The sequence below is a fragment of the Glutamicibacter sp. ZJUTW genome, from assembly GCF_008370855.1.
GTDB classification, from domain to species: domain Bacteria; phylum Actinomycetota; class Actinomycetes; order Actinomycetales; family Micrococcaceae; genus Glutamicibacter; species Glutamicibacter nicotianae.
In genome coordinates, this window is record NZ_CP043624.1 from 2,775,815 (window position 1) to 2,796,964 (window position 21,150).

Sequence of the window (21,150 nt, forward strand, 5' to 3'; positions counted from 1 at the left end):
GTTATGGGGATTGTGAAAGTTCGAAAGTCAGCGGCGCTAATTGCTATTTCAAGCATGGCGCTTTTGAGCAGCGGATGCGCATTTGTCGAGGACACTGCGGCCGATGCAGCCAACCAGCTGACTGATGCAGCGTCCAAGGAAATCGTGCGCCAGGCCTGCGCTCCCGTCCAGGACGGCACGATCGACGCAAGCGAACTTCGCGTCCTCTCATCCATAGTGAAATCAGTTCAAGGCGGCGGCCTGCCACAGGAATTGGTTGATGTGCTCCAAGAGCTGGCGAACTCCGGAGACCAGGCACCTGAAGCCCTGCAGCAGCGCCTGGTCGAGATTTGCGACGAAGCGACAATTTCCAACTAGCCGCCGTTGGCCGCACCAAGTATCGGCTGATCTAGACTTTTCTCATGGTCGAAATTCCAACAAGCGGCAAAGTACGTCTCGATGCATGGCTGTGGGCGGTGCGCATCTACAAGACCCGTTCGGCTGCGACCACCGCCTGCCGCGCCGGGCACGTCCGCTTGAACGGCGACCCGGTAAAGGCTTCTCAAGCTGTGGTTTCCGGTGATCGCATCCGTGTGCGCAAAGACGGTTTCGACCGCGATCTGGAAGTCAGCGGGCTGATCTCGAAGCGTGTTGGCGCGCCCGTTGCCGCCAAGTGCTACATCGACCACACCCCGCCCCGCGAGCGCCTGGTCATTCCACAGGTACCGATCCGCGAGCGTGGCGCCGGCCGGCCCACCAAGAAAGACCGCCGCGAAATGGACCGCTTGCGGGATTCCTGGCAGGCCCCAGCGCCAGATGCTGATCTGTTCTAGGACAGCTCTATCGCCGGAACGTCGGTGGTGAATCCGAAGATCTGCGCGTAGAAAGCCAGGGAGCTTTCCAACGCCTTGATGATGTTCTCCGACTTCCTGAAACCGTGCTGTTCCCCTTCAAAGAGGATGTAGGCATGGTCGATGCCCCGTTCGGCGAGCGCGTCAGCCACCACCTGCGACTGCGCCGGCGGCACCACCTTGTCTTCATCGCCCTGCAGCAGCAGTACCGGGCAGGAAATCTTGGACACGTGGTTGATTGGCGCGCGTTTCTCATACAGTTCAGCGGCTTCCGGGTACGGTCCCACCAGCGAGAACATGTACTGCGATTCGAAGTCGTGGGTGTCCTGCACCAGGCCCACCAGATCCGAAACGCCATAGCGGCTGATGCCTGCGGTGAAGGCATCCGAGAAGGTCAGTGCGCACAGCACGGTCCACCCGCCAGCGCTGCCGCCTTCGATGCCGATGCGTGCGGGGTCGGCGATACCCTGCGCCACCAGCGCATTGACCACGGCGACAGTATCGGCCACATCGACCACGCCCCAGGCACCGCGCAGGCGGTTGCGGTATTCACGGCCGTAGCCGGTGGAGCCGCCATAGTTCACGTCGACAACGCCGATTCCGCGCGAGGTGTAGTAGGCCACCGTGGCGCTGAGCGTCGGCGAAGCCTGGCTGGTCGGCCCGCCGTGCACGAAGGTGACGAATGGCGGCAATTCGCCCTCCATTCCTGCATAGCCTTCCTGGGATGGCCGGTAGAGCAGGGCATGGACGGATTGTCCCGCGAGGTTCTTGCACTCGAATTCCTCGACGTCTGGAAGCATCGCTGGGTCCGGCAGCTGGGCGATCGCACGGGTCACCGCGTGATGCTCCAGCGTATCGAGGTTGATCAAGGTAATCTCTTCGCCCTGGGTCATCGATGACGTGCCGGCGAGCAGCCAGCCCTCACGCACAGCGAAGGGGCGGATGCGGGTAAACGGCAGGTCGAAGTCCTCCAGTCCACCGGTATCCGCGTGCAGACGTGCCAGTCTGGTGGTGCCGGTGCCGTAGGAGCAGAGCATGGTGCGGGCGCTTTCTGCCAGGTACCACCCGGTACCTACCTGCCAGAGCGGGCCAGCGAATTCTGCGGGACGGTCAACCAGCCGGGTGATGCGCGCCGAGCTGTCCTGGTAGAGGTAAGGGTTCCACCAGCCGCTGGCATCGGAGATGAAGGCCAACTGGTCATCATCAAGCCACTCTGGCTGCATGACCGAGATATCTGCTCCACCGGCAATGACAGTGTCCTTGAGTTCGCCTTCGCCAGCGAAATCGGCCAGGTGCAGTTCGGTGGAGTCCCACGGCATATTCGGGTGTTCCCAGCTGATCCAGGACAACCGCGTTCCAGCTGGATTCATCCGAGGCGCTGCGACAAATCGTGCCGGGGCGCTGAGCAGGCGGATCTTGTCCAGGTCCTCGGCCGCGCTGCCGTCCAGCGGGATTTGCACGATATGGCGTACCGGTTCTGCTCGTAGGTCTTCCATGATGGCCAGGATGGAATCTTCCGGGCCTTCGGTGAATTCTGCGAATCTCAGCTGCGGATCTGCGCCGTTGCCGCTAGCCGGAGTCAGTGCCGTCGGGTTGTGCGTGCCTGCGGCTTGGGAGTACACCCGCTGGTCAGAGAAGTTCACGAAGACAATGGCCGGCGTGCTGCCTTCAATGAGCATCCAGCTGGCGCCGCCGTATTCGTGGACTCGGGAGCGCACGTTGTACGGGGCCTGGATGAGTTCTGCGCCGGGCGTGCCGTCGGTGCCGTATTCCATAAGGGTGATGCGCCCGCCCTCGGCGGGACGGCCTTCTTGGACAATCAGCTTGTCCCCGTAGAAGCAGGCACCGCCCAGCGGCTTGGTTCCTGCTGCAACGTCATGCGCGGAAATCGATGATGGCCAGGATCCAAAGGGCAAGTGCGTAGGCATATTCTTGATCCTAGCGATCTTTGCGATTCATCACGACCCTCGACAAGCATCAATTCGGTGCGCTTGGATTGATCCATGACGAGATATGCAGTTTTCCTGCGTGGTGTGAACGTCGGCGGGGTCAAAGTCCTGATGAAAGACCTGGTCCATCTGCTAGAAGATGCTGGTTTCACCGACGTGAAAACACTATTGGCCAGTGGCAATGCCGTGCTCAGCGCACGCACCGATGACCCGCTGGCCGTCAAGGAAAAATGCGATGCGGTCCTGGCCGAGCACTACCAGCGACCGATTCCCACGATTGTCTGCACCGTCAAGGAGGTCCAGCGGCTGTCCCAGCCTTTCCCGCTGCCCCTGCCTGAACCGGCCAGCGAGCACCACGGGTATTTCACGCTCTGCGAATCAGCTGCGGATGCCCAGGCGTTGGGCGCTGCCATCCAGGACCTGGCTGAACCTGCAACCCATCTGGTCCAGGACCGTGCCGTGGCATGGATTGTCCGCAAGGGGCAGAGCACCACGAATCCCATCGGGAAGCTCATGGACGCCCAGGCGAAGCACCGGCTGGTGACGACCCGGAACCACAACACCCTGGTCAAGGTCGCAAAGATTCTTGGCTGAGATCTCCGGTGAGCAATAATTGAGCCTTGTCCCCCTGATTGACCTGCAAAAGGCTCCGGAATGTACATCCTGATCGAACTCATTGGCATCTTCTTCTTCGCCGTCGCGGGTTCCTTGATGGCTGCGCGCCGCGGCTTCGACCTGCTCGGCTCGGCCTTCCTCGGCGGAGTCTGCGGCTTGGGCGGCGGAGTGGTGCGGGATTTGATTCTCAATCAATCACCAGCGACGTTCGAGCACCCGGTCTACTTTGTGCCTCCGGTGCTCGCTGCCCTTTGCGTTTATGCATTTACCCCCGCGGTGCAGAAGCTGCACCGGCTGGTCCAGCTCTTCGATGCGGCAGGATTGGGCCTATTCTGCGTCACCGGTACGCTCAAGGCCCTTGAAAACGACTTCAATCCGGTCACCGCGGTCCTGCTCGGTGTCATCACCAGCGTGGGCGGCGGCTTGATGCGCGATGTCATCTCCAATGTGACCCCGGATTTGTTCAACCCGCGCGACATCTATGCGCTGGCCGCAATGGTGGGTGCGGCGCTTACCGCCGTGGCATGGCATCTGGGTGTGATGAACGTTCCCGTCGGTGCGGGCATTGCCGCCTTGGCGTTTGCCATCCGCGTCGCGTCCATCCGCTTCAGCTGGTCGGTGCCGTTGGCCGCGGGCCATTGGCATCGATCCCATCCCGCGCCTGGGAGCAACGATGGCCCCCAGCGCCACTACTAGTCGATGCGCTCGAGCTTGCCCAGCTCTTCGGTGCCTGGCGAATCGTCTTCGATGGTGCGCGGAGGGTTGATGATGATCGCACCGATCAGCATCACCACGACGCAGCCGCCCAGCATGGAGAAGGCGGCTCCCCACGAATCGGTGGCCTTCTGCACCACGCCGAAGAGCATCGGAACCACCGCAGCGCCTGCATAGCCCAGGCCCTGGGCGAAACCGGAGAGCACCCCCGAGCCGTAGGTGGTGCGCGAGCGCAGATTCATCATCAGCAAGGCGACGGCAAAGGTGCCCTGCCCGAGCCCGGCCAGGCAGATCCACAGCGCGGTGTTCTGCGTTGGCGACAGGTAGATGCCCAGGTGCCCGGAGATCCAGCAGGCGGTGAAGACCAGCACTGCGATGATCGGGTGCTTCAGGCGTGGCACCCAGAGCGGGACCAGGAGGCTGACCGGCAGGCCGAGGATGGCGAAGAGCGCGAGCATGTTGCCGGCGGCCAGTTCGTCCAGGCCGCGGTCCTGCAGGTACGGCGGAAGCCAGGTGAAGTAGACGTAGGTCTGTGCCGAGTTTCCGGCCAGGAAAATTGCCAGGCCCCATGCCACCTTGGACTTCCAGGGGTTGATCTTGGCGATCGGCTGCGCGATCCCGCTGGGGTGCACCGGGTTATCCGGGCGTTGCGTCCCGCGGTCGGCGACGAGCTGCACCAGCCAGGGCACCAGGACGATGCCAGACAGGGCGGCCCAGGAGCCGATGGACACCTTCCAGTCGCTGAGGTTGGCCAGCGGGACAGAGAACTGCGGGGCCATCCAGGTGCCGACGGCCAGCATCGTGACATAGCCGCTGGTGACCATGCCGATGCGGTCCGGGAAGTACTTCTTGACCAATGGCGGCAGCACCACGTTGCCCATGCCGTAGCCGGCCAAGGTGATGATCGACAGGGCGAGGAAGGAGTAGACCCCGGGCATGAAGACCCGGGCGACCTGGCCGATGACTGCCAATGCCAGCGAGATCATCAGGGTTTTTTCCAGACCGAACGCCTTGATCAGCCGCGGGGTGAGCAACCCGAAGACCGCGAACGCAATGGGTGCGAGCATGGCCAGCAGGCCGGTGGTGAACTCCGTGAATTCGATGTCCGACTCAATGCGGGAGAGCAGTGGGGATACGGAGACCACTGCGGCGCGGAGCGAGAGCGCCAGCAGCAGGATGCCAAGCAGCGCTCCAACTCGTCCTCTGATTGGAGAAGCAACGCTCTGGTTCTTCATTGTTTTCTACCTGCTCGCTATTCGTTGAGGTTTCCCAACTTTTTTATTTTCGAAACCAACTCTAGTAAGCGATCGAGCTCACCATCAAAATTACGCTCGTACCAAGTCCCGGGCAGGGCCAGGTTTGCGTAGAGCCCCTCGCCGGCAAGCATCACCAGATGCGCGATGTCCTTGCTGCCGACTTCATCCAGAATGCACCGGTACCACCGCTCATTGGTGCTCTCGATTTTCTCCGTCGCCGCCTTGACCCCGGCCTGGGCCAGGCGCTGCAGGGCCACCAGATGCCGGTCCAGTTCGGTATCGACTTCCGCGCTGGTGCGCACGTAATAAACCGACGCGCCCTCCGCCGCGGTGCGCATCGACTCTGCATCCCGGGCAACATGCTCCTCCGCGGCTTCGATGACTGCGTCGGCCAAGGCTTCCTTGGAGGCGAAGTGGTACAGCAGCCCTCCCTTGGAGACTCCAGCGCGTGCGGCCGTGGCGTCCAGCGTGGCAGCCCGCTCCCCTTCTTCGCACAATAGTGCGATGTAGGCGTCAAGCACTTTGCCGCGGGCAGCGGGTGGGCGAGCCATAGTTCTCCTTTTCCAGGGCATAGTTCGTGATCGATCTGACTTTACCAACAATTGTAACTATACCGTCTAGACGGTACAGTTATTAATTGCGGCAGAGAACCGCGCATTCCACTTCCTACCCAAGGGCGAACGTCATGACCTCGAATATCTCCGAACGCGCACTCATGCTCAGCAAGCCGCGCCGTTGGGCGGCGCTGGTTGTCCTGCTGTTCCCCGTCCTGCTCATTTCCGTCGACAACACCGTGCTTTCCTTCGCGGTGCCGGCAATCACCGAAGCGCTGTCCCCAACCGGAAACCAGCTGCTGTGGATCATCGACATCTACCCGCTGATCCTGGCCGGATTGCTGGTGCCGATGGGTTCGCTGGGCGACCGCATCGGCCGGCGCAAGCTGCTGCTGATCGGCGCTACCGGCTTCGCGCTGGTCTCGGCACTGGCAGCCTTCGCCACGGACGCCACACAGCTGGTCGCAGCCCGCGCCCTGCTGGGCATCTTCGGCGCCATGCTGATGCCGGCCACGCTGTCGCTGATCCGAAACATCTTCCCGGATGATGTTGAACGCCGCACCGCCATTGCGGTCTGGGCGGCTGCATTCTCCGGCGGCGCAGTGCTGGGCCCAATTGTCGGCGGCGTGCTGCTGGAGCACTTCTGGTGGGGCTCGGTCTTCCTGATGGCCGTGCCAATGCTGCTTCCCCTGCTGATCGGCGGCATGATCCTTGTTCCCGAATCCAAGGACCCGAACCCTGGCCGTGTGGATCCATTCTCGATCCTGCTGGTCGTCTTCACCCTGCTGCCTTTCGTTTACGCGATCAAGACCGCGGTCAGCGCGCCGTGGTACTTCTCAGCCGCGGCCATCGTCCTCGCCATTGTGTGCGGCGTTACTTTCGTGCGCCGCCAGCTCAAGTCCCAGCAGCCGATGCTCGATGTCCGCCTATTCAGCAACGCGCTGTTCTCGGGCGCGCTGATGGTCAACCTGATCGGCATCTTCTCGCTGGTGGGCTTCATCTACTTCGTCTCCCAGCATCTGCAGCTCATTGCAGGGTTCTCCCCGCTCCAGGCCGGGCTCTGGATGACACCCGGCCTGGTGCTGACCATGGGCTTCGGATTGCTCTCGGTGGCACTGTCCCGCCGTTTCGGCACGCCGAATGTCATGGCCATTGGCCTGATCCTCTCCGCGGTCGCCTACCTCATGGTGATCATGGCAGGAGAAGGCTCCAACACCTTCTTGCTGCTGGCCGCATTCGCTGTCCTGGGCACGGGCATCGGCATGACCGAGACCTTGTCCAATGACATGGTGCTCGCCGCGGTTCCAGCCTCCAAGGCCGGCGCGGCCTCGGCCATCTCCGAAACCGCCTACGAGGTGGGATCGGTGCTGGGTGTCGCGGTACTGGGAACCATCTTGAATACCGTCTACACCTCTCGGCTGCTGGTTCCAGGCTCGCTCACCGACACCCAGGCGCAGCTGGCAGGTGAGACATTGGGTGGTGCACATCAGGTGGCCGCTTCGCTGCAGCCTGCCGACGCGCAAGCCCTGCTGGACGCCGCCGCGCTGGCCTTCGACCACGGCGTGGTGCTCACCTCAGGCATTGCCGCCGTCTTGTCGCTGATCGCCGCCGCAGTGGTGTTCCGCGTTATCAAACCGGCATTTCGATGAACTCGGCGAACCAGTTACCCAAATTTTTGATTAATTGGTTCAAAGTTGTTCATTTGTCGCCAGCAAACACGTAGGCTAGGCAATGTAGTTCCAAAGTAATTCGCGAAGTACCCGTTAGAAGTTTGTGAATGTCTTACCACCTCGGTTGACGCGAGCCCCTTCTAGACGTGAAGTGAATGACTTGGCTGCTTCGCATCATTCGCCATCCTTCCCGGATGCCGAACGGTGCGTAGATTACAACCAAGCTCGCCAGCTAAACGGCGAGAAACGTCTGAAAGGACCAAATAAGAATATGGCAACCGGAATCGTCAAGTGGTTCAACGCTGAAAAGGGCTTCGGCTTCATCGCTCCAGACAGCGGCGATCCAGACGTCTTCGCACATTTCTCCGCAATCCAGACCCAGGGCTTCCGCACCCTGGACGAGGGCCAGAAGGTGGAGTTCGAAGTCGTTGAGGGTCCAAAGGGTCTGCAGGCTGCAGACATTCGCGCTCTCTAAAGCAGGGCTTTGGCACTTACGCCAGACTTAGCCTAGGAAACGGCTATCCGCACAGCGGGTAGCCGTTTCCTGCGTCTGCGGCAGAAATTGCAGGAATATTTCCTAGCCATCGGCGGTTGTACCGGATGTGAAGCTTTCTATCCTGGATCTGGCACCGGTTGCACCCGGGTCAACGATTTCCGATTCTTTCAAGTCCTCCGTCCGCCTGGCGCAAACCGCAGAACGCCACGGGTATGAACGCGTTTGGTACGCGGAACATCACAATATGCCCACCATCGCTTCCAGTGCGACCTCGTTGCTGATCAGCCACATTGCCCACCATACCGAAACCATCCGGCTGGGCTCGGGCGGCATCATGCTGCCAAACCACTCCCCGCTGGTGATCGCCGAGCAGTTCGGCACGCTGGCCGAAATCTACGGCGACCGCATCGACCTGGGCTTGGGCCGCGCCCCGGGCACCGACATGACCACCTTGCGCGCCTTGCGCCGTGATCCCTCGGCTGCAGATTCCTTCCCGCATGACGTGCTGGAACTGCAGGCTTACCTGGCTGGCGATTCCCGGGTTCCCACAGTGGCGGCAACCCCGGGTGCAGGGACCAACGTCCCGCTGTACATTTTGGGTTCTTCGCTCTTCGGCGCAAAGCTCGCAGCCCAGCTCGGTCTGCCATATTCCTTCGCTTCGCATTTCGCACCTGCGGCGTTGCATGAGGCAATCCGCATCTACCGCGAGGAATTCACCCCATCAGAGCAGCTAGCTGAACCGTATGTGATTGCTGGAGTAGGCGTACTGGCTGCGGAAACCGCCGAGCGCGCGCATGAACTGCTGGAAGTTGCCCAGCGCCATCGGGTGGCCAGCTTCATCGGCCGCTCGGCGAAGAAGGAGTTCACCGAAGCGGAGATCGATATGCTCATGGATATTCCGCAGGCGCAGCAGATCCTGGACATGATGCGCTACACGGCAGTGGGCACCGGGGAGCAGGTAGCTGAATACTTGCGCCACTTCGCTTCGGCAGCGCAGGCGGATGAACTGATCACCATCCATTACCCCACCGAGGAGCAGGCCCGGCTGGATTCGGTGATGACTACCGCCGAGGCCTGCCAGCTGGCTATCGCCCAGTAATTCCGATCCAGCGCTTTGCTGCCATCACCAGCAGCGCCACCAGGGCGAGGGTCAAGCAGAACTCGACGCCAATATAGGCATAGTGCCATAGCGATCCGCCATCCGAATTTCCAGCAAGTACCGCATCGGTACGCGCCGAAAGTCCAGGGCGGATCGCTGCGGTTTTAAGCAGCAGCATCAGTCCGACCAGCCCTACGCCCCAACTCCATGCCTTGCCGGCACCATGCTTGAGCGAACCGGCCAGCAGGGCGATGAAGAACAGGATCTCGACCATGTTCATGGCGAAAAAGACCCGGCGGCCAATGCCCAAACCCAAGGGAATGGTAATCCCGGGTGCGGTGAATTTAAGTGGCGCCTCAATGAACGAGATGCCGATAATCAGCCCGAGCCACAGTGCAGGAATGTAGATCCGTGCGGCCACAGCCCACTTGGCGCCCGTGGAGGGGGTCTGCAGAGAACTAGTCATGCTTCCACAGTACGCCGGAGCCTAGCGTGCTCGGCGCAGTCCCATCCATGCCCAGATCGTGAGCGCAGCGGCCACCGCGGAGCAGAAGAGGGAGAAGACTAAGATGCTTTGCTGCTGTCCGAAGGCTCCCACGGCCCAGCCCAGCGCGATGACCGGAACAGCGCTGCCCAGGTAGGTCACCAGGTAGATGGTGGACACCGTCTGGGCGTGCTGCTGGTCGCTGACCGCATCAACAGCGGAGGCGAATGCGGTGCGGAAAGCAATGCCCTGGCCCAGGCCAAGGAGCACCAAGGCAGCGATCGCCCAGGCCAGCTGGCGATGCTCGGCGGCCACCGCCAACCCTACGGTGGAGGTTGCCATCAGCCCCAGTCCAATCGGCAGGAGCCTCTTCCCGCCACGCACCACCAGCTGCGACAGGGCGGAGATGCCCAAGGGCAGGCCGGCGATCAGGCCAATGGCCAACAGCGATTCCAAGCCGAAGGCACCGGCAAAATAGCCCGGGGCCAACGACAGCACGAACCCGAAGATGGCAAAGCTCAAGAAGCCGACCAGGGCAGCGAGCCAGAATTGCTCCCGCGCCGAGCTGGGGATGCCCAAGCGGCGTGGGGCCAGTGCTTTGCTCCGCTGACCGCGTTCGGCCAGTGCGATTGCGGGACGTGCCTGCAGGGTGCTCAAGGGAATCAAGACCAGCAGCAGCAAGAATGCCTGCACCACGAACACTGTGTGGCGTCCACCGGGCAGATCCGCTAGCGCGCCGCCGAGAACCGGACCGAAGGCGACACCTCCAGAAGATGCCAGCAACGTGAAGCGCGAGGCCCACTCTGGCCGGGATGGAAGCAGCTCGCGAAGCGCTGCTGCGCTGGCGCCGGTAGCCAAGGCGACCCCGGTGCCCTGCAGACCACGGCCAAGGCACAGTTCCAGCAGATTGCTGGCCGAAGCGAACACTAGCGTACCGGCGATCGAGACGACGACTGCTACCACCAGAGCTGCACGGCGGCCGATATGATCCGACCAGTGCCCCACCGTGGAAAGGAAGATCATCAGCGAACAGACATAGCTTGCGAAGGCCACTGTGGTTCCCATGGCGCCCAGGTGCAATTCGGCCTGCAGCGCCGGGTATAACGGTGTGGCCAGGTTGGCCCCGAGCAGCAGCAGGAAGCTGACTGCCACGGTGATCACCAGCCGGGCGGTGAGCCCCGGGTTCCAGGAGATGACGCGATGGTTCATGGGCTGCATGCGCAGCTCGCTGATGACCGACAAATTCACTCCCAGAATCAAAGTAGCCACTACCAATTGGGCAAGAAAGGTGCCCGGAAGAGTTTTTACCGGTGGGGCCACTCGCTGCCCCACCGGTGAGTTGAGCGTTCTGCTTGCGTTTGTCTACTGCAACAGATCGTTCAATCACTAATATCCGCTCACCAGAAGCAACCAGGGATATTTCTTGCTAGAATTTGAGCAGTTTGTTCAAAAATTTGGCCCCGTAGTTGACCCGGAGTGAGCATATAGTGCGATTAGATGATGTAGACCTGAAAGTGCTGCTCGCGCTGATCAAGGATCCCCGCATCCAGATCTCTGAACTCGCAGATGAGGTCGGTGTTGCGCGCAACACAGCGCAGTCGCGCTTGCGCCGGTTGCAGCGTGCCGAAATCCTGCGTGATGGCGGCCGCGACATCGATTTGAGCAAGCTCGGCTATGACGTCTTGGCCTTCGTGACCCTGGAAGTGAACCACCGCGACCTGGATTCGGTCATCACCGCACTGCGCCAGATCCCCAACGTGCTCGAAATCCATGAGACCTCCGGACGCGGCGATGTCTGGGTGCGGCTCATCGCCACCGACACCCACCAGCTGCAATCGGCGTTGCGCCAGATCCTGCGCATCAAGGGGGTCACCCGTTCGGAAACAACCTTCGCGCTCCATACGCATTTGGCCTACCGCGCCGCTCCCCTGCTGGAGCATTATGCGGAACATGACCACTAGGAAGTCATTCACTTTCCACTGCAGAAAACAAGTCTTTCGTTTCGAGTATTCGGGTCCTACTCTGGGAATACGAGAAGTCACGAGGTAAATCCCCGGCTTCCGGCGGATCCCTCGTATTCGACGAAGGAGTACGCAATGAGCAAGGATTTCGACACCCCAGAATTTGCGCCGGAATACGGCAACGATATCTACGAACCGGATGACGGACGGGATTCCCAGGCTTACGAGGGCTCCAGCGACATGCCCGAGACGATGCGCAATCTCGACCCGCTGGCACAACGCCACTACCTCTATGACGATGATCTGGAAACCGAGGATGATCTGGACAACGAATTCGCCTCAGAAGATGGCGAGGACGGGGAAAGTTCGGAGCTCGTTGATCTGGAGGATGAACTCTAGTCCGCGGGCTAAGCAATTCTTGGGCTAAAGGCCATAGACTTTAGAAGTGATTAATCCAGTTCATCTGCGCACATTGCTCGAAGTGGTGGCGCATCGTTCCTTTGCCACGGCCGCAACCCGCTTGGGCTACACGGCCAGCGCTGTCTCCCAGCAGATGACAGCATTGGAGCGGAGCACCGGAACCACGCTGTTCCTGCGCGGCGCACGCTCCATTACCCCGACGCCCGGCGCGCTGCGCATGGTGCGCCACGCCAAACGAGTCCTGACCGACCTCGACGCGCTCATGGCGGACGTCGCCACGATCTCCACCGAAGCTACCGACCTTGAGGAAATCAAGCTTGGCATCTTCCCGTCGCTGGCCACCTACGCACTGCCGCAAATTCTCAAGGCCCCGGATTGGTCCTCCCTGGGCATCAACCTGCGCCTGTGGATCGGCGAACCCCAGCAGACTGTCGCGGGCCTTGGTACCGGCGGCGACCTCGACCTCGCACTGATCTTCCAGGTGGGACCCGGAGGGCTGTCCTGGCCGGCATCCCTTGAACGCACCTGGCTGGGCGATGACCAGTTCCGCGTGGTCATCCCGGCATCCTGGCCCATCGCCGAAGACTCCCAGCTGACCGTGGACCAATTGGCCGAATGGCCATGGATCTTCCACCACCCGGGCACCTCGGACGCCACCCTGATTTCCCGCTTGTTCTCGTCCTACAACATCCACCCGCAGGTGGCCGCCTACTGCGATGACTTCAATGCGTCGCTGAGCCTGGTGTCCTCGGGTCTGGGAGCCGCATTGGTCCCCGATCTGGCCATGGCCAACGCTCCGGAAGGCATCCGCATTGTGGATGCACCAGAGATCCGCCTGGCCCGCTCCATCTTCGCGCTGAAGCCGGAGAATTCGAAGAAGCCGAAGGCAGCGCTGGTCTTGGACCGGCTCGCCCAGGTCCTCTCCCGCTAATTCATTGCGCCGCGGCCCCAGCGATGGCCGCCTGAGTCCCAAGAAAGAGGAATTCCCCGGTGGAGAACCCAAGCCCTGCAATTTCCAGTGACAGCGTAGTCATCGCGGCCGTGCATGGCCCCATCGGCCACATCCAGCTGAACCGCGCCAGCAAGCTCAACGCACTGACCCTTCAGATGCTCACCGAGCTGAGCCGGGTGCTGCGCGCCTGGGCCGCGGACCCGGCGATTTCCCTGGTACTGCTCACCGGCCGCGGCGAACGCGCCTTCTGCGCCGGCGGCGACATTGCCGATTTCCATGCAGCGGTAACCACCGGACGGCACCAAGATTTTGCCGATCTGCTCTCCACCGAATTCGAGCTCGACTATCTGATCTCCGCCTACCCCAAGCCGCTGATCAGCTTGGCCCACGGCATCACCATGGGCGGAGGCATCGGGTTGGCCTCGCACGCACCGGTGCGCCTGGTGACCCCGAACGCCACCATGGGAATGCCCGAAGCGAAGATCGGCTACACCCCTGATGTGGGCGGCAGCCACCTGCTGGCCAACGCACCGGGACACTTCGGCGAGTACTACGCCATGAGCGCGCAGTCCTTCACCGGAGCAGATGCAGTGCTTCTCGGTTTCGCCGACGTCGTGGTCACCGAGGAATTCGCCGCGAACATCCTCGATGAGCTCGAGGAATTCGCCGGGCTGAATGCCGGCGAGATCGCGGCGGCCATCGAGGTCATGCACGGAGCCCCGGAGTCCTTCGCACTGGAGATGGATCGCGGCTGGATCGACCATGCTTTCAGCGCCGGCTCCCCGCAGGAAGTCATCGAGCGCTTGGGGCAGATGGTCCATCCCGCGGCGCAGCGCGCGGCGCAGCTGCTGGCGGCGAACTGCCCCACCAGCATGGCCAGCGCGTTCTACAACGTGCGTGCCGCCCGTGCTGAGCAGGACCTGCGTTCGGCATTGGACCGCGAGCTGCGCTCGGCCCGCTACCTGATGCACCGCCCGGATCTTGCCGAGGGCATCCGCGCCCAGGTCATTGACAAGGACCGCAATCCCGCATGGATTCCGGCTTCGCTGGACGACGTCGACCACGCAGCCTTGCGGTCCCTGGCTGCTGGTTCCGAAGACTAGCTATCGGCCCCGGGCTTGCCCTCGGGCCGGGTGACATCTGCATGCACCGGGCGCACCTTTGCTGATTCCCTCGGCTCGATGCGCGGCGCGCTCACCGCATCTTCTGGTTCGTGGACCGTCGACGGGGTGATGTCCACGCTCCTGGGTGCTGCATAGTCCAGCGGCGCATGCTCGCCGAAGTGGTCCGCATCCGCCTCATCCCAATCCTTCTTCCAGGAACTTGGAATGTCCTCTAGCAGCTCGCCGGGACGCAGCCACTGGAACAGCGAAGCGTAGGAGCGGGTGGACTGCAGGTTCACCCGGCGGCGCAGCATCCTGGTGTTCAGCTGCTCCGGGCTGGTCAGCCCCATCGATGCTATGATCTGCGCGCATTCGGTGACGGTCAGGCGATGGTAGTTGTAGACGCGGTGCCCCTTGTCCTCCACATCCAGTGCGCGCATCAGTCGCTTGTTCTGCGTAGCCACGCCAACCGGGCAGTGGTTGGTGTGGCATTGCTGGGCTTGGATGCAGCCGGTGGCCATCATCATGGAGCGTGCCGAGAAGGTGAAGTCCGCCCCCTGGATCAGCCGCTTGATGATGTCCGAGCCGTTGGCGACCTTGCCCGCGGCGGCGAGGCGGATCTCATCGCGCAACCCGGCACCCACCAAGGTGTTGTGCACCAGCATCAAGCCTTCGGTCAGCGGCGCGCCAACATGGTCTTCGTATTCCAGCGGGGCGGCGCCGGTGCCGCCCTCGGCACCGTCAACGGTGATGAAATCCACCAGGATTCCGGTTTCCAGCATGCCCTTGCACAAGGCCATGACATCGGTGCGGGAACCGACGCAGAACTTGATCCCCACCGGCTTGCCTCCACTCAGTTCGCGCAGCTTCGCCACGAAATGCATCAATTCGCGCGGGGTGGAGAATTCTGCGTGGCTTGCGGGCGAAATGCAGTCCACGCCCATCGGGACATCGCGAGCCGCGGAGATCTCTTCGGTGACCTTGGCAGCTGGCAGCACGCCACCGAGCCCGGGCTTGGCGCCCTGGGAGAGCTTGATGGTGATGCCCTTGACGTTCTCGTGGCTCGCCTTGGCCGCAAAGGTTTCAGGGTTGAAACGGCCTTCCGGGGTGCGGCAACCGAAGTAGCCCGAACCGATTTCCCAGAACAGGTCGGCACCGTATTCCAGGTGGTAATTGGTCAGCCCGCCCTCGCCGGTTTCGTGGACGAACTCGCCCATCGCCGCTCCCTTGTTCATCGCCAGCACGGCGTTGGCGGACAGCGAACCGAAGCTCATCGAGGAGATGTTCATCAGCGAAATCTCATAGGGCTTCGAGCACTGGCTGGAGCCCACCCGGACGCGGTGCTGCGAGGTGGACGGGGCCACCGGGGCCGCCGAGTGCAGCAGGTATTCGTGGCCGACTTCATTGACGTTCAGCTCCGTGCCGAAGGCCTTGTGGCTATCTGCGCCCTTGGCCCGTGCATAGATCAGCGAGCGGGTATCGCGGCTGAAGGGACGTCCATCGGTATTGCGCTCGATGAAATACTGCTGGATCTCGGGGCGGATGAATTCGAAAAGGTAGCGGGCGTGCCCGACGATCGGGAAGTTGCGCAGGATCGCGTGCTTCTTCTGCGACAGGTCCCTGATGCCCAGCAGCACCAGCAAGCCGGTCAGCACGACAAGGATCCACCAGACCCATTCTCCGGAGGTGCCGGCAAGGATCGCCGTCACCACGAAGCCAGTGAATAGGACTGCCAGGAACAGGAGAACCACTATTCGCATCATATTGCGAGCCTAGTACGTCCCTGCCAGCTTGTCAGTCCCCTCAAGCCAGCGGCCCATGAATCAACTTGGCAGGATCCTGTCTGCTTCGCGCACCGACATGCGGGAGAACAAGGATTGCTCGTCGGCCAGCAGCTCCTGCGCCGCACCGCGTTCGCGCACCTGGCCATCGCGGAGCACCAGTACGCTCTGCGCCCGCTTCAGGATCGAGAGCCGGTGGCTGATCATCAGCACCGCCATCCCTTCGGCGCGCCTGCGCTCCACGGCATCCAGGACCAGCTGCTCGCTGCTGGCATCCAGCGCGCTGGTGGATTCATCGAGGATCAGCACCGCAGGCTGGCGCAGCAGCGCCCTGGCCAGGGCCACCCGCTGCCGCTGGCCGCCGGAAAGCCGTGCAAAGCGGTCCCCCAGCCGGGTCTGCAAACCGTCCTTCTGCTTGCGCAGCCATGGCCCCATTCCCAGCTCTTCAAGGACCGCTTCCATCGCCGCGTCGCTGATCCCCTCGGCACCGAGCAGCAGGTTCTCGCGCAGCGTGCCGCGGATCATCACCGCCTCTTGGGAGACCAGGATGATCCGCTGGCGCAATTGCGCCAAGCTCGCGTCTTCCAGCTGCACGCCAGCAAAGCTCGCCATGCCTTCCGCTTCCACCGACCGCACCAGGGCGGCGGCGATCGAGGACTTGCCGGAGCCGCTCTCGCCCACCAGGGCGATCAAGGATCCCGATTCGAGGTCGAAGTCCACGCCCCGAACTGCGCGATAGCCTTCGAATTCAACACAGAGATCCGAAACGCGCAAGGTGCCGGTGGCAGGCAGTGGCACCGGGTTGGCTGTTTCATGCACCGGATGGCTGGCTGCCGCGGTGGCATGCAGCCGGCGAGCGCTGGCCAGCGAGTCCTGCAGGCCCAGGATGAAGCCGTCCACGGCGCGCACCGCTTCATAGGACGGGACCAGGGCGCAGCACAGCAGTAGCAGCGTGCCGAATTCTCTGGCGGATCCCAGCAGGACAAAGAGCGTGAGCAGGCTGCCCCAGATCACCAGCTGGGTCAGCGTGGCGCGTACCGCGGTCCAGCTACCGGTCGAGCGGGCGGCCTGCCTGGTCTGCTGCAGGCTGCCGCGCAGGCTCTCCATGACCGGTTTGCCGGCGTTGAAGCCGTGGATCACGTCGATGCCGGCCAGCGTGTCGGTCAGCAGCTGATTCTGGACGCCGCGGGCGGCGGCGGTGCTCCGGGCGCTGGAGCGCAGGGAGCCGACGCCGATGGCTGGGATGAGCACGCCAATGAGCACATATCCGGCGAGCAGCACCAGGGCCGGTTCGCTGCCGAAGAGCGACCAGGTGCCCCAGGTTGCCAGGGCGCTGACAACTACGGCCGCTACGGCCGGGGGCAGGGTGTGCGCGAAGAACACCTCTACCTTGTCGATGTCGCTGGTGGTCTTGGCGAGCATCCCGCCGGAATTCTTGGTGCCGGCGGTGAACGGCGCTTGGCGTTCGAAGGCCTCGTACATGCGGTTGCGCAATCGTGCCAGCGACAGGAACGCCACCCGGTGGCCAACATACTGTTCCAGGTAGCGCAGTGCTCCCTTGGCCAGTCCCAGGACGATGACCGCGGCTGCCAGCATGCCCCAGCCGGTGCCGGCTGGCAGCAACCCGGTGTCCAGCTGCAGAGCCTTGGCCAGGCCGAGGCCGGCGATGACGTAGATTCCCAGGGACGCCAGCCGGGTGGCGCAGGCGAGCACGCAGGCCAGCAGCAGCGGCGGGAGCAGATCCCTGGTGCTGCCCAGCAGCCAGGCGACGGTCTTGAGCGTGGAGGTTTTCTGCGTATGCATTAGTTCCCCTCCCCCATTTCGGTCCGGCCGCCGGAGTGCAGGGCTTCGGCGCGGTGGCGGAATCCGTCCATTGCCTCTTTGAGATAGCCATCGGTGGCCAGCAGTTCTTCGCGGCTTCCGGCCTGGATGAGCTGTCCCTGGTCCATGACCAGCACATAGTCGTAGTCGGCGAGCAGACCCAGCCGGTGGGTGACGGTAATGACCGTGGTGCTGCGGTCCAGGGTACGCAGGGTCCCGAGCACTTCCGCTTCGCTCTGCACATCCAGGGCGCTGGTCGGTTCATCGAGCAGCAGTATCGGACGCTGCGCAAGCAAGGCCCGGGCGAGCGCCAGGCGTTGGGCTTGGCCGCCGGAGAGGCGTGACCCGCCCTCGCCCAGGCGTTGGTCCAATCCATCGGGTTGCCCCTCGAACCACGGTCCCAACCCGACCCGGCGCAGCGTGTGGAGCAGTTCGCCGTCGCTGGCGCCTGGCGCACCGAGCAGGAGGTTCTCGCGCAGGCTCATGCCGAAGAGCGTTGCCTGCTGTTCCACCACGGCGGTGCTGGCTTTCAGGGTTGCCGGGCCCATTGCCTGGCGGGCATCGCGGATGGTGCCGTCCGACGCTTCGAGCTGGCCCTGGAGCACGCGCAGCAGGGTCGTCTTGCCGCTGCCCGATGGCCCGATGATGGCGGTCCGCGAGCCTGCCGGGAAATGCCAGGAAATGCCGGATAGCGCCTGCTGTCCGCTGTCGTAGCCGGCGCTGACGCCGTCCAGGATCAGATCGCGGTGGCGCAGGTCCACGTCCAGCGGGTTGGCCATGGAGCGGTGCATCGGGATGCCGGCGACCTCTGCCAGCTTCTTCTCGGCGGCTTTCCCTGTCATCCCGATGTAGAAGAAGCTGCCCACGTAGTTCACCGGCGCGAGCATCAAGAAGCTCAGGATCACCAGGGACAGCGCTGCGCCAGGGGAGATCGCCCCGGAGCCGGCGCGCCACCAGGCCAGCAGGCAGGCGGTGGCGAGCAGCAGCACGGCAAAGCTTGAATCGATGACCAGCAGGATCAGCTGGTTGCGGGCCAGCAGCTTCATCACCTGCTGCCGTACCCGTTCGGTGGCCTTTTCGATGCGGGCCCCCATCCAGCGGCTGCCGCCGTTGAGCTTGAGCATGCCCAGGGAACGCAGCGCATCAAGGAAGGTCGCCGAGAGGATGCCCTGGGCTCGGCGGTATTCTCCGTTCGAGGCGCCGAAGCGCCGCTGGAAGCCCAGCACGATGACCGGAACCAGTGCGGTGGGAACCAGCATCAGCAGTGCGCTGAGCGGGTCAATGGCAAAGGCGATGAAGCACAGGATCAACACCGGGGTGGCCACCGCGGAGACGGCCGGGCCGATGAAGCTTGAACGGTACTTCACCGACCGTTCCACCGAATCCATGGCAGCATGGACCAGTTCCCCCTCGCCTGCGGCACGCACTGCCAGCGGGCCGATGGACAGATAGTGCTTGAGCAGCTTCATGCGGTGGTGCTCGGTGAGGTCTTGGCTGTTGCGCGAGATCACCACGGGAATCAAGAAGGTGGCGACGGCCATGGCCAGCAGCTCGCCGACGGCGCTGAAATACCATTGGGTGCCCAGCCGGCGATCGGACAAGAGCTCATCCAGGCCCTGGCCCACGACGATTACCAGGCCGGCGGTTCCGGCCGCGGCAATCAGGCTCAGTGCCACCACGATGGCTGTTGACGCCGAAAAAATTCCAAAGACCCTACGCACCCTCCTATCCTAGGCCAGAGCCACCCGGCAGCCTCCCGCCGCGGAATGTGCCGTCAAGGCGCGGGCCGTTGAAGCGTCATACATTGCCCGTGGCCTGCGAAGTGCGCGAAACTGGAGTGCATGAGCACTCCGGAGCTGAAACAACGTCCGCATTCTGTCACGCTGCGGTTCCTTGCCGCGCCGACCGACGTCGATGTCACCGGGATCGTGGCTGCGGGCACCGTTCTCGAATGGGTCGACAAGGCCGCCTACGCCGCGGCGGTGGGGTGGTCCTCCAGCTATTGCGTCACCGCCTATGTCGGCAACATCCACTTCGAGGACCCGATCCACTCCGGCGACCTGGTGGAGGTCACCGCTTCGGTGGTGTACACCGGCACCAGCTCGATGCATATCCATACCGAGGTGTCCTTCAGCGATCCGCGCGAATTGCGGCCGGTGAAATCCAGCAGCTGCCTGGTGATCTTCGTAGCGGTGGACGAGGAGGGCAAGCCGACACCGGTTCCAACGTTCACCCCGGGCACGGCCAAGGAAATCGCCATGCGCGAGAATGCGCTGGCACGCATCGAGATCCGCGAGCAGATTGTCGCGTCCATGAATGGCCAGGTCTACACCGATGAAGGCACCGCCGAGCGGGTTGTCCTGCGCTTTTTGGCGGCGCCGACCGATGTGAACTGGGGCGGCAAGGTGCACGGCGGCATCGTGATGAAGTGGATCGATGATGCCGCGGAGCTGTGCGCGGCCCGCTACTGCCAGCAGGAAACCGTTGCGGTGTTCTCCGGCGGGGTGCGCTTCTACCGGCCGCTGCTGATCGGCCATCTGGTGGAGGTCGAAGCCCGCCTGGTCTATACCGGCAACAAGGGCATGCACATTGCCGTGCATGTGCGTTCGGGCGATCCGAAGACCACCAACATGCAGCTGACAACCTACTGCCTGACCGTGATGGTCACGCGGGATGAAACCGGGACTGCTGTTCCGGTCAAGCCGTGGGTCCCGGTCTCCGAGGAGGACCGGCGGCTCTGGAATCACGCCCGCGACCTGCTGGCCATCCGCGCGAACGCGCCCGGCGGCTACACCCCAGTGCATCTGGCCGAGGAGAACGCCAAGTGAGCACAGATAAGCCATTCGTCAAGGTTTGCGGCCTCTCCACAGCCCAGGACGTGGACGTCGCCGTGGCCCACGGCGCCGATGCCGTCGGGTTCGTGCTGACCGAAAGCGTCCGCGAAATTCCGGTCCAGCGCGCTGCCGAACTGGTCAAGGAGGTTCCCGCCGGCATTGCCACCGTCGCAGTCTTCCGCGGCGAGGACATCGGCACGGTGCTGGAGCGGGCCGGACAGGCCGGCGTGGGCTGGGTGCAGCTGCATGGCCAGCGCACGGCCGCGGATGTGGCAGCCGCTCACGAGGCGGGGTTCAAGGTCATCCGTGCGGTACGCCGCAATGACCCCGAAGAGCAGTTCGCCGATTGGGGCGAGGAGCTGCTGCTCATCGACGCCTCGGTTCCAGGCAGCGGCGAAAGCTGGGACTATGCGGCGGTGAAGGACCTGGCCGCGGGACGCCGCTGGCTGGTGGCCGGCGGGCTGTCCGCGCAGAATGTGGCTGAAGCCTTGGCCGCCTCCGGCGCTTTCGGCGCCGATGTCTCCTCGGGCGTGGAGTCAGCTCGCGGGGTCAAGGAACCCAAGCTGATCGCCAGTTTCATCGAAGCGGCCAAGGCCTAGCCAAGCTCCCCG

Annotated in this window: 21 protein-coding genes; 13 read left to right on the top strand and 8 right to left on the bottom strand. The window is 63.1% G+C overall.

Annotated elements, in window-relative coordinates; all coding sequences use genetic code 11:
* Nucleotides 1-54 precede the first annotated feature (54 nt).
* Nucleotides 55-357 carry a hypothetical protein gene (locus tag F0M17_RS13060; RefSeq protein WP_223308772.1) on the top strand — a complete coding sequence of 101 codons (303 nt, stop codon included), beginning with the start codon at nt 55-57 and terminating at the stop codon, nt 355-357.
* 44 nt (nt 358-401) lie between these two features.
* Nucleotides 402-812, top strand: coding sequence for an RNA-binding S4 domain-containing protein (locus F0M17_RS13065; protein ID WP_073707916.1), 411 nt, complete (start codon nt 402-404; stop codon nt 810-812).
* On the opposite strand, the gene F0M17_RS13070 is transcribed toward F0M17_RS13065, so the two are convergent.
* Entirely contained in the window at nt 809-2,758 is a 1,950-nt protein-coding gene (locus tag F0M17_RS13070; RefSeq protein WP_149597250.1) for a prolyl oligopeptidase family serine peptidase, read from the bottom strand. The genes F0M17_RS13065 and F0M17_RS13070 overlap by 4 nt on opposite strands.
* A 75-nt stretch (nt 2,759-2,833) precedes the next feature.
* Between F0M17_RS13070 and F0M17_RS13075 the strand changes: the two genes are divergently transcribed.
* Together F0M17_RS13075 and F0M17_RS13080 are read left to right on the top strand one after the other, a co-directional pair.
* The gene (locus tag F0M17_RS13075; protein ID WP_073707914.1) at nt 2,834-3,373 is read left to right on the top strand and encodes a DUF1697 domain-containing protein; all 540 of its coding nucleotides are present in this window, start codon (nt 2,834-2,836) and stop codon (nt 3,371-3,373) included.
* Nucleotides 3,374-3,433: 60 nt separating this feature from the next.
* Nucleotides 3,434-4,090: a trimeric intracellular cation channel family protein gene (locus tag F0M17_RS13080; protein ID WP_038991632.1), complete on the top strand. Its 657-nt coding sequence runs from the start codon at nt 3,434-3,436 to the stop codon at nt 4,088-4,090.
* Here F0M17_RS13080 and F0M17_RS13085 read toward each other — a convergent pair.
* A complete protein-coding gene (locus F0M17_RS13085; RefSeq protein WP_149597251.1) occupies nt 4,087-5,343 on the bottom strand; it encodes a CynX/NimT family MFS transporter in 1,257 nt (418 codons plus the stop codon). The genes F0M17_RS13080 and F0M17_RS13085 overlap by 4 nt on opposite strands.
* Before the next feature lie 17 nt (nt 5,344-5,360).
* Nucleotides 5,361-5,915, bottom strand: a complete 555-nt coding sequence (locus F0M17_RS13090) for a TetR/AcrR family transcriptional regulator (protein WP_038991629.1) — start codon at nt 5,913-5,915, stop codon at nt 5,361-5,363.
* A 134-nt stretch (nt 5,916-6,049) separates the two neighbouring features.
* Between F0M17_RS13090 and F0M17_RS13095 the strand changes: the two genes are divergently transcribed.
* The 3 genes from F0M17_RS13095 to F0M17_RS13105 all read left to right on the top strand — a co-directional run bounded on the left by F0M17_RS13095 (nt 6,050) and on the right by F0M17_RS13105 (nt 9,183).
* Nucleotides 6,050-7,567 (top strand): MFS transporter, encoded by a 1,518-nt coding sequence (locus F0M17_RS13095; RefSeq protein ID WP_149597252.1) that lies wholly within the window; start codon nt 6,050-6,052, stop codon nt 7,565-7,567.
* A 292-nt stretch (nt 7,568-7,859) separates the two neighbouring features.
* On the top strand, nt 7,860-8,063 hold the full coding sequence (locus F0M17_RS13100) for a cold-shock protein (RefSeq protein ID WP_013349999.1): 204 nt from the start codon (nt 7,860-7,862) through the stop codon (nt 8,061-8,063).
* Nucleotides 8,064-8,190: 127 nt separating this feature from the next.
* Nucleotides 8,191-9,183, top strand: coding sequence for an LLM class flavin-dependent oxidoreductase (locus F0M17_RS13105; RefSeq protein WP_149597253.1), 993 nt, complete (start codon nt 8,191-8,193; stop codon nt 9,181-9,183).
* Here F0M17_RS13105 and F0M17_RS13110 read toward each other — a convergent pair.
* Both F0M17_RS13110 and F0M17_RS13115 read right to left on the bottom strand, forming a co-directional pair.
* Nucleotides 9,170-9,649 (bottom strand): hypothetical protein, encoded by a 480-nt coding sequence (locus F0M17_RS13110; RefSeq protein WP_038991626.1) that lies wholly within the window; start codon nt 9,647-9,649, stop codon nt 9,170-9,172. The two genes, F0M17_RS13105 and F0M17_RS13110, sit on opposite strands and share 14 nt — an antisense overlap.
* Before the next feature lie 21 nt (nt 9,650-9,670).
* Nucleotides 9,671-10,936: an MFS transporter gene (locus tag F0M17_RS13115; protein ID WP_371737250.1), complete on the bottom strand. Its 1,266-nt coding sequence runs from the start codon at nt 10,934-10,936 to the stop codon at nt 9,671-9,673.
* A gap of 218 nt (nt 10,937-11,154) precedes the next feature.
* Between F0M17_RS13115 and F0M17_RS13120 the strand changes: the two genes are divergently transcribed.
* From F0M17_RS13120 to F0M17_RS13135, 4 genes are all read left to right on the top strand, one after another.
* Nucleotides 11,155-11,628 carry an Lrp/AsnC family transcriptional regulator gene (locus tag F0M17_RS13120; RefSeq protein ID WP_174520626.1) on the top strand — a complete coding sequence of 158 codons (474 nt, stop codon included), beginning with the start codon at nt 11,155-11,157 and terminating at the stop codon, nt 11,626-11,628.
* Between the two features lie 135 nt (nt 11,629-11,763).
* Nucleotides 11,764-12,027, top strand: coding sequence for a hypothetical protein (locus F0M17_RS13125; RefSeq protein ID WP_149597254.1), 264 nt, complete (start codon nt 11,764-11,766; stop codon nt 12,025-12,027).
* A gap of 46 nt (nt 12,028-12,073) precedes the next feature.
* Nucleotides 12,074-12,979: a LysR family transcriptional regulator gene (locus F0M17_RS13130; RefSeq protein ID WP_038991624.1), complete on the top strand. Its 906-nt coding sequence runs from the start codon at nt 12,074-12,076 to the stop codon at nt 12,977-12,979.
* A gap of 59 nt (nt 12,980-13,038) precedes the next feature.
* The gene (locus F0M17_RS13135; protein WP_149597255.1) at nt 13,039-14,103 is read left to right on the top strand and encodes an enoyl-CoA hydratase/isomerase family protein; all 1,065 of its coding nucleotides are present in this window, start codon (nt 13,039-13,041) and stop codon (nt 14,101-14,103) included.
* Here F0M17_RS13135 and F0M17_RS13140 read toward each other — a convergent pair.
* From F0M17_RS13140 to F0M17_RS13150, 3 genes are read right to left on the bottom strand one after another with little or no spacing between them, the layout of a single operon-like run.
* Nucleotides 14,100-15,866: an FMN-binding glutamate synthase family protein gene (locus F0M17_RS13140; protein ID WP_149597256.1), complete on the bottom strand. Its 1,767-nt coding sequence runs from the start codon at nt 15,864-15,866 to the stop codon at nt 14,100-14,102. The genes F0M17_RS13135 and F0M17_RS13140 overlap by 4 nt on opposite strands.
* A 60-nt stretch (nt 15,867-15,926) precedes the next feature.
* On the bottom strand, nt 15,927-17,687 hold the full coding sequence (locus F0M17_RS13145; RefSeq protein WP_149597257.1) for an amino acid ABC transporter ATP-binding/permease protein: 1,761 nt from the start codon (nt 17,685-17,687) through the stop codon (nt 15,927-15,929).
* Nucleotides 17,687-19,426, bottom strand: coding sequence for an ABC transporter ATP-binding protein/permease (locus F0M17_RS13150; RefSeq protein WP_149597258.1), 1,740 nt, complete (start codon nt 19,424-19,426; stop codon nt 17,687-17,689). The genes F0M17_RS13145 and F0M17_RS13150 overlap by 1 nt, the downstream gene beginning before the upstream one ends.
* Before the next feature lie 120 nt (nt 19,427-19,546).
* Between F0M17_RS13150 and F0M17_RS13155 the strand changes: the two genes are divergently transcribed.
* Entirely contained in the window at nt 19,547-20,533 is a 987-nt protein-coding gene (locus F0M17_RS13155) for an acyl-CoA thioesterase (protein WP_149597259.1), read from the top strand.
* Nucleotides 20,530-21,138, top strand: a complete 609-nt coding sequence (locus F0M17_RS13160; RefSeq protein WP_149597260.1) for a phosphoribosylanthranilate isomerase — start codon at nt 20,530-20,532, stop codon at nt 21,136-21,138. Before F0M17_RS13155 ends, F0M17_RS13160 begins: the two co-directional genes overlap by 4 nt.
* Nucleotides 21,139-21,150: the final 12 nt, after the last annotated feature.

Excerpts from the sequence above, each read along its gene's own strand:
- F0M17_RS13060 (WP_223308772.1), top strand. The coding sequence starts at position 55 with ATGGCGCTTTTGAGCAGCGGATGCGCATTTGTCGAGGACACTGCGGCC.
- F0M17_RS13065 (WP_073707916.1), top strand. The coding sequence starts at position 402 with ATGGTCGAAATTCCAACAAGCGGCAAAGTACGTCTCGATGCATGGCTG.
- F0M17_RS13070 (WP_149597250.1), bottom strand. The coding sequence starts at position 2,758 with ATGCCTACGCACTTGCCCTTTGGATCCTGGCCATCATCGATTTCCGCG.
- F0M17_RS13075 (WP_073707914.1), top strand. The coding sequence starts at position 2,834 with ATGACGAGATATGCAGTTTTCCTGCGTGGTGTGAACGTCGGCGGGGTC.
- F0M17_RS13080 (WP_038991632.1), top strand. The coding sequence starts at position 3,434 with ATGTACATCCTGATCGAACTCATTGGCATCTTCTTCTTCGCCGTCGCG.
- F0M17_RS13085 (WP_149597251.1), bottom strand. The coding sequence starts at position 5,343 with ATGAAGAACCAGAGCGTTGCTTCTCCAATCAGAGGACGAGTTGGAGCG.
- F0M17_RS13090 (WP_038991629.1), bottom strand. The coding sequence starts at position 5,915 with ATGGCTCGCCCACCCGCTGCCCGCGGCAAAGTGCTTGACGCCTACATC.
- F0M17_RS13095 (WP_149597252.1), top strand. The coding sequence starts at position 6,050 with ATGACCTCGAATATCTCCGAACGCGCACTCATGCTCAGCAAGCCGCGC.
- F0M17_RS13100 (WP_013349999.1), top strand. The coding sequence starts at position 7,860 with ATGGCAACCGGAATCGTCAAGTGGTTCAACGCTGAAAAGGGCTTCGGC.
- F0M17_RS13110 (WP_038991626.1), bottom strand. The coding sequence starts at position 9,649 with ATGACTAGTTCTCTGCAGACCCCCTCCACGGGCGCCAAGTGGGCTGTG.
- F0M17_RS13125 (WP_149597254.1), top strand. The coding sequence starts at position 11,764 with ATGAGCAAGGATTTCGACACCCCAGAATTTGCGCCGGAATACGGCAAC.
- F0M17_RS13140 (WP_149597256.1), bottom strand. The coding sequence starts at position 15,866 with ATGATGCGAATAGTGGTTCTCCTGTTCCTGGCAGTCCTATTCACTGGC.
- F0M17_RS13145 (WP_149597257.1), bottom strand. The coding sequence starts at position 17,687 with ATGCATACGCAGAAAACCTCCACGCTCAAGACCGTCGCCTGGCTGCTG.
- F0M17_RS13155 (WP_149597259.1), top strand. The coding sequence starts at position 19,547 with ATGAGCACTCCGGAGCTGAAACAACGTCCGCATTCTGTCACGCTGCGG.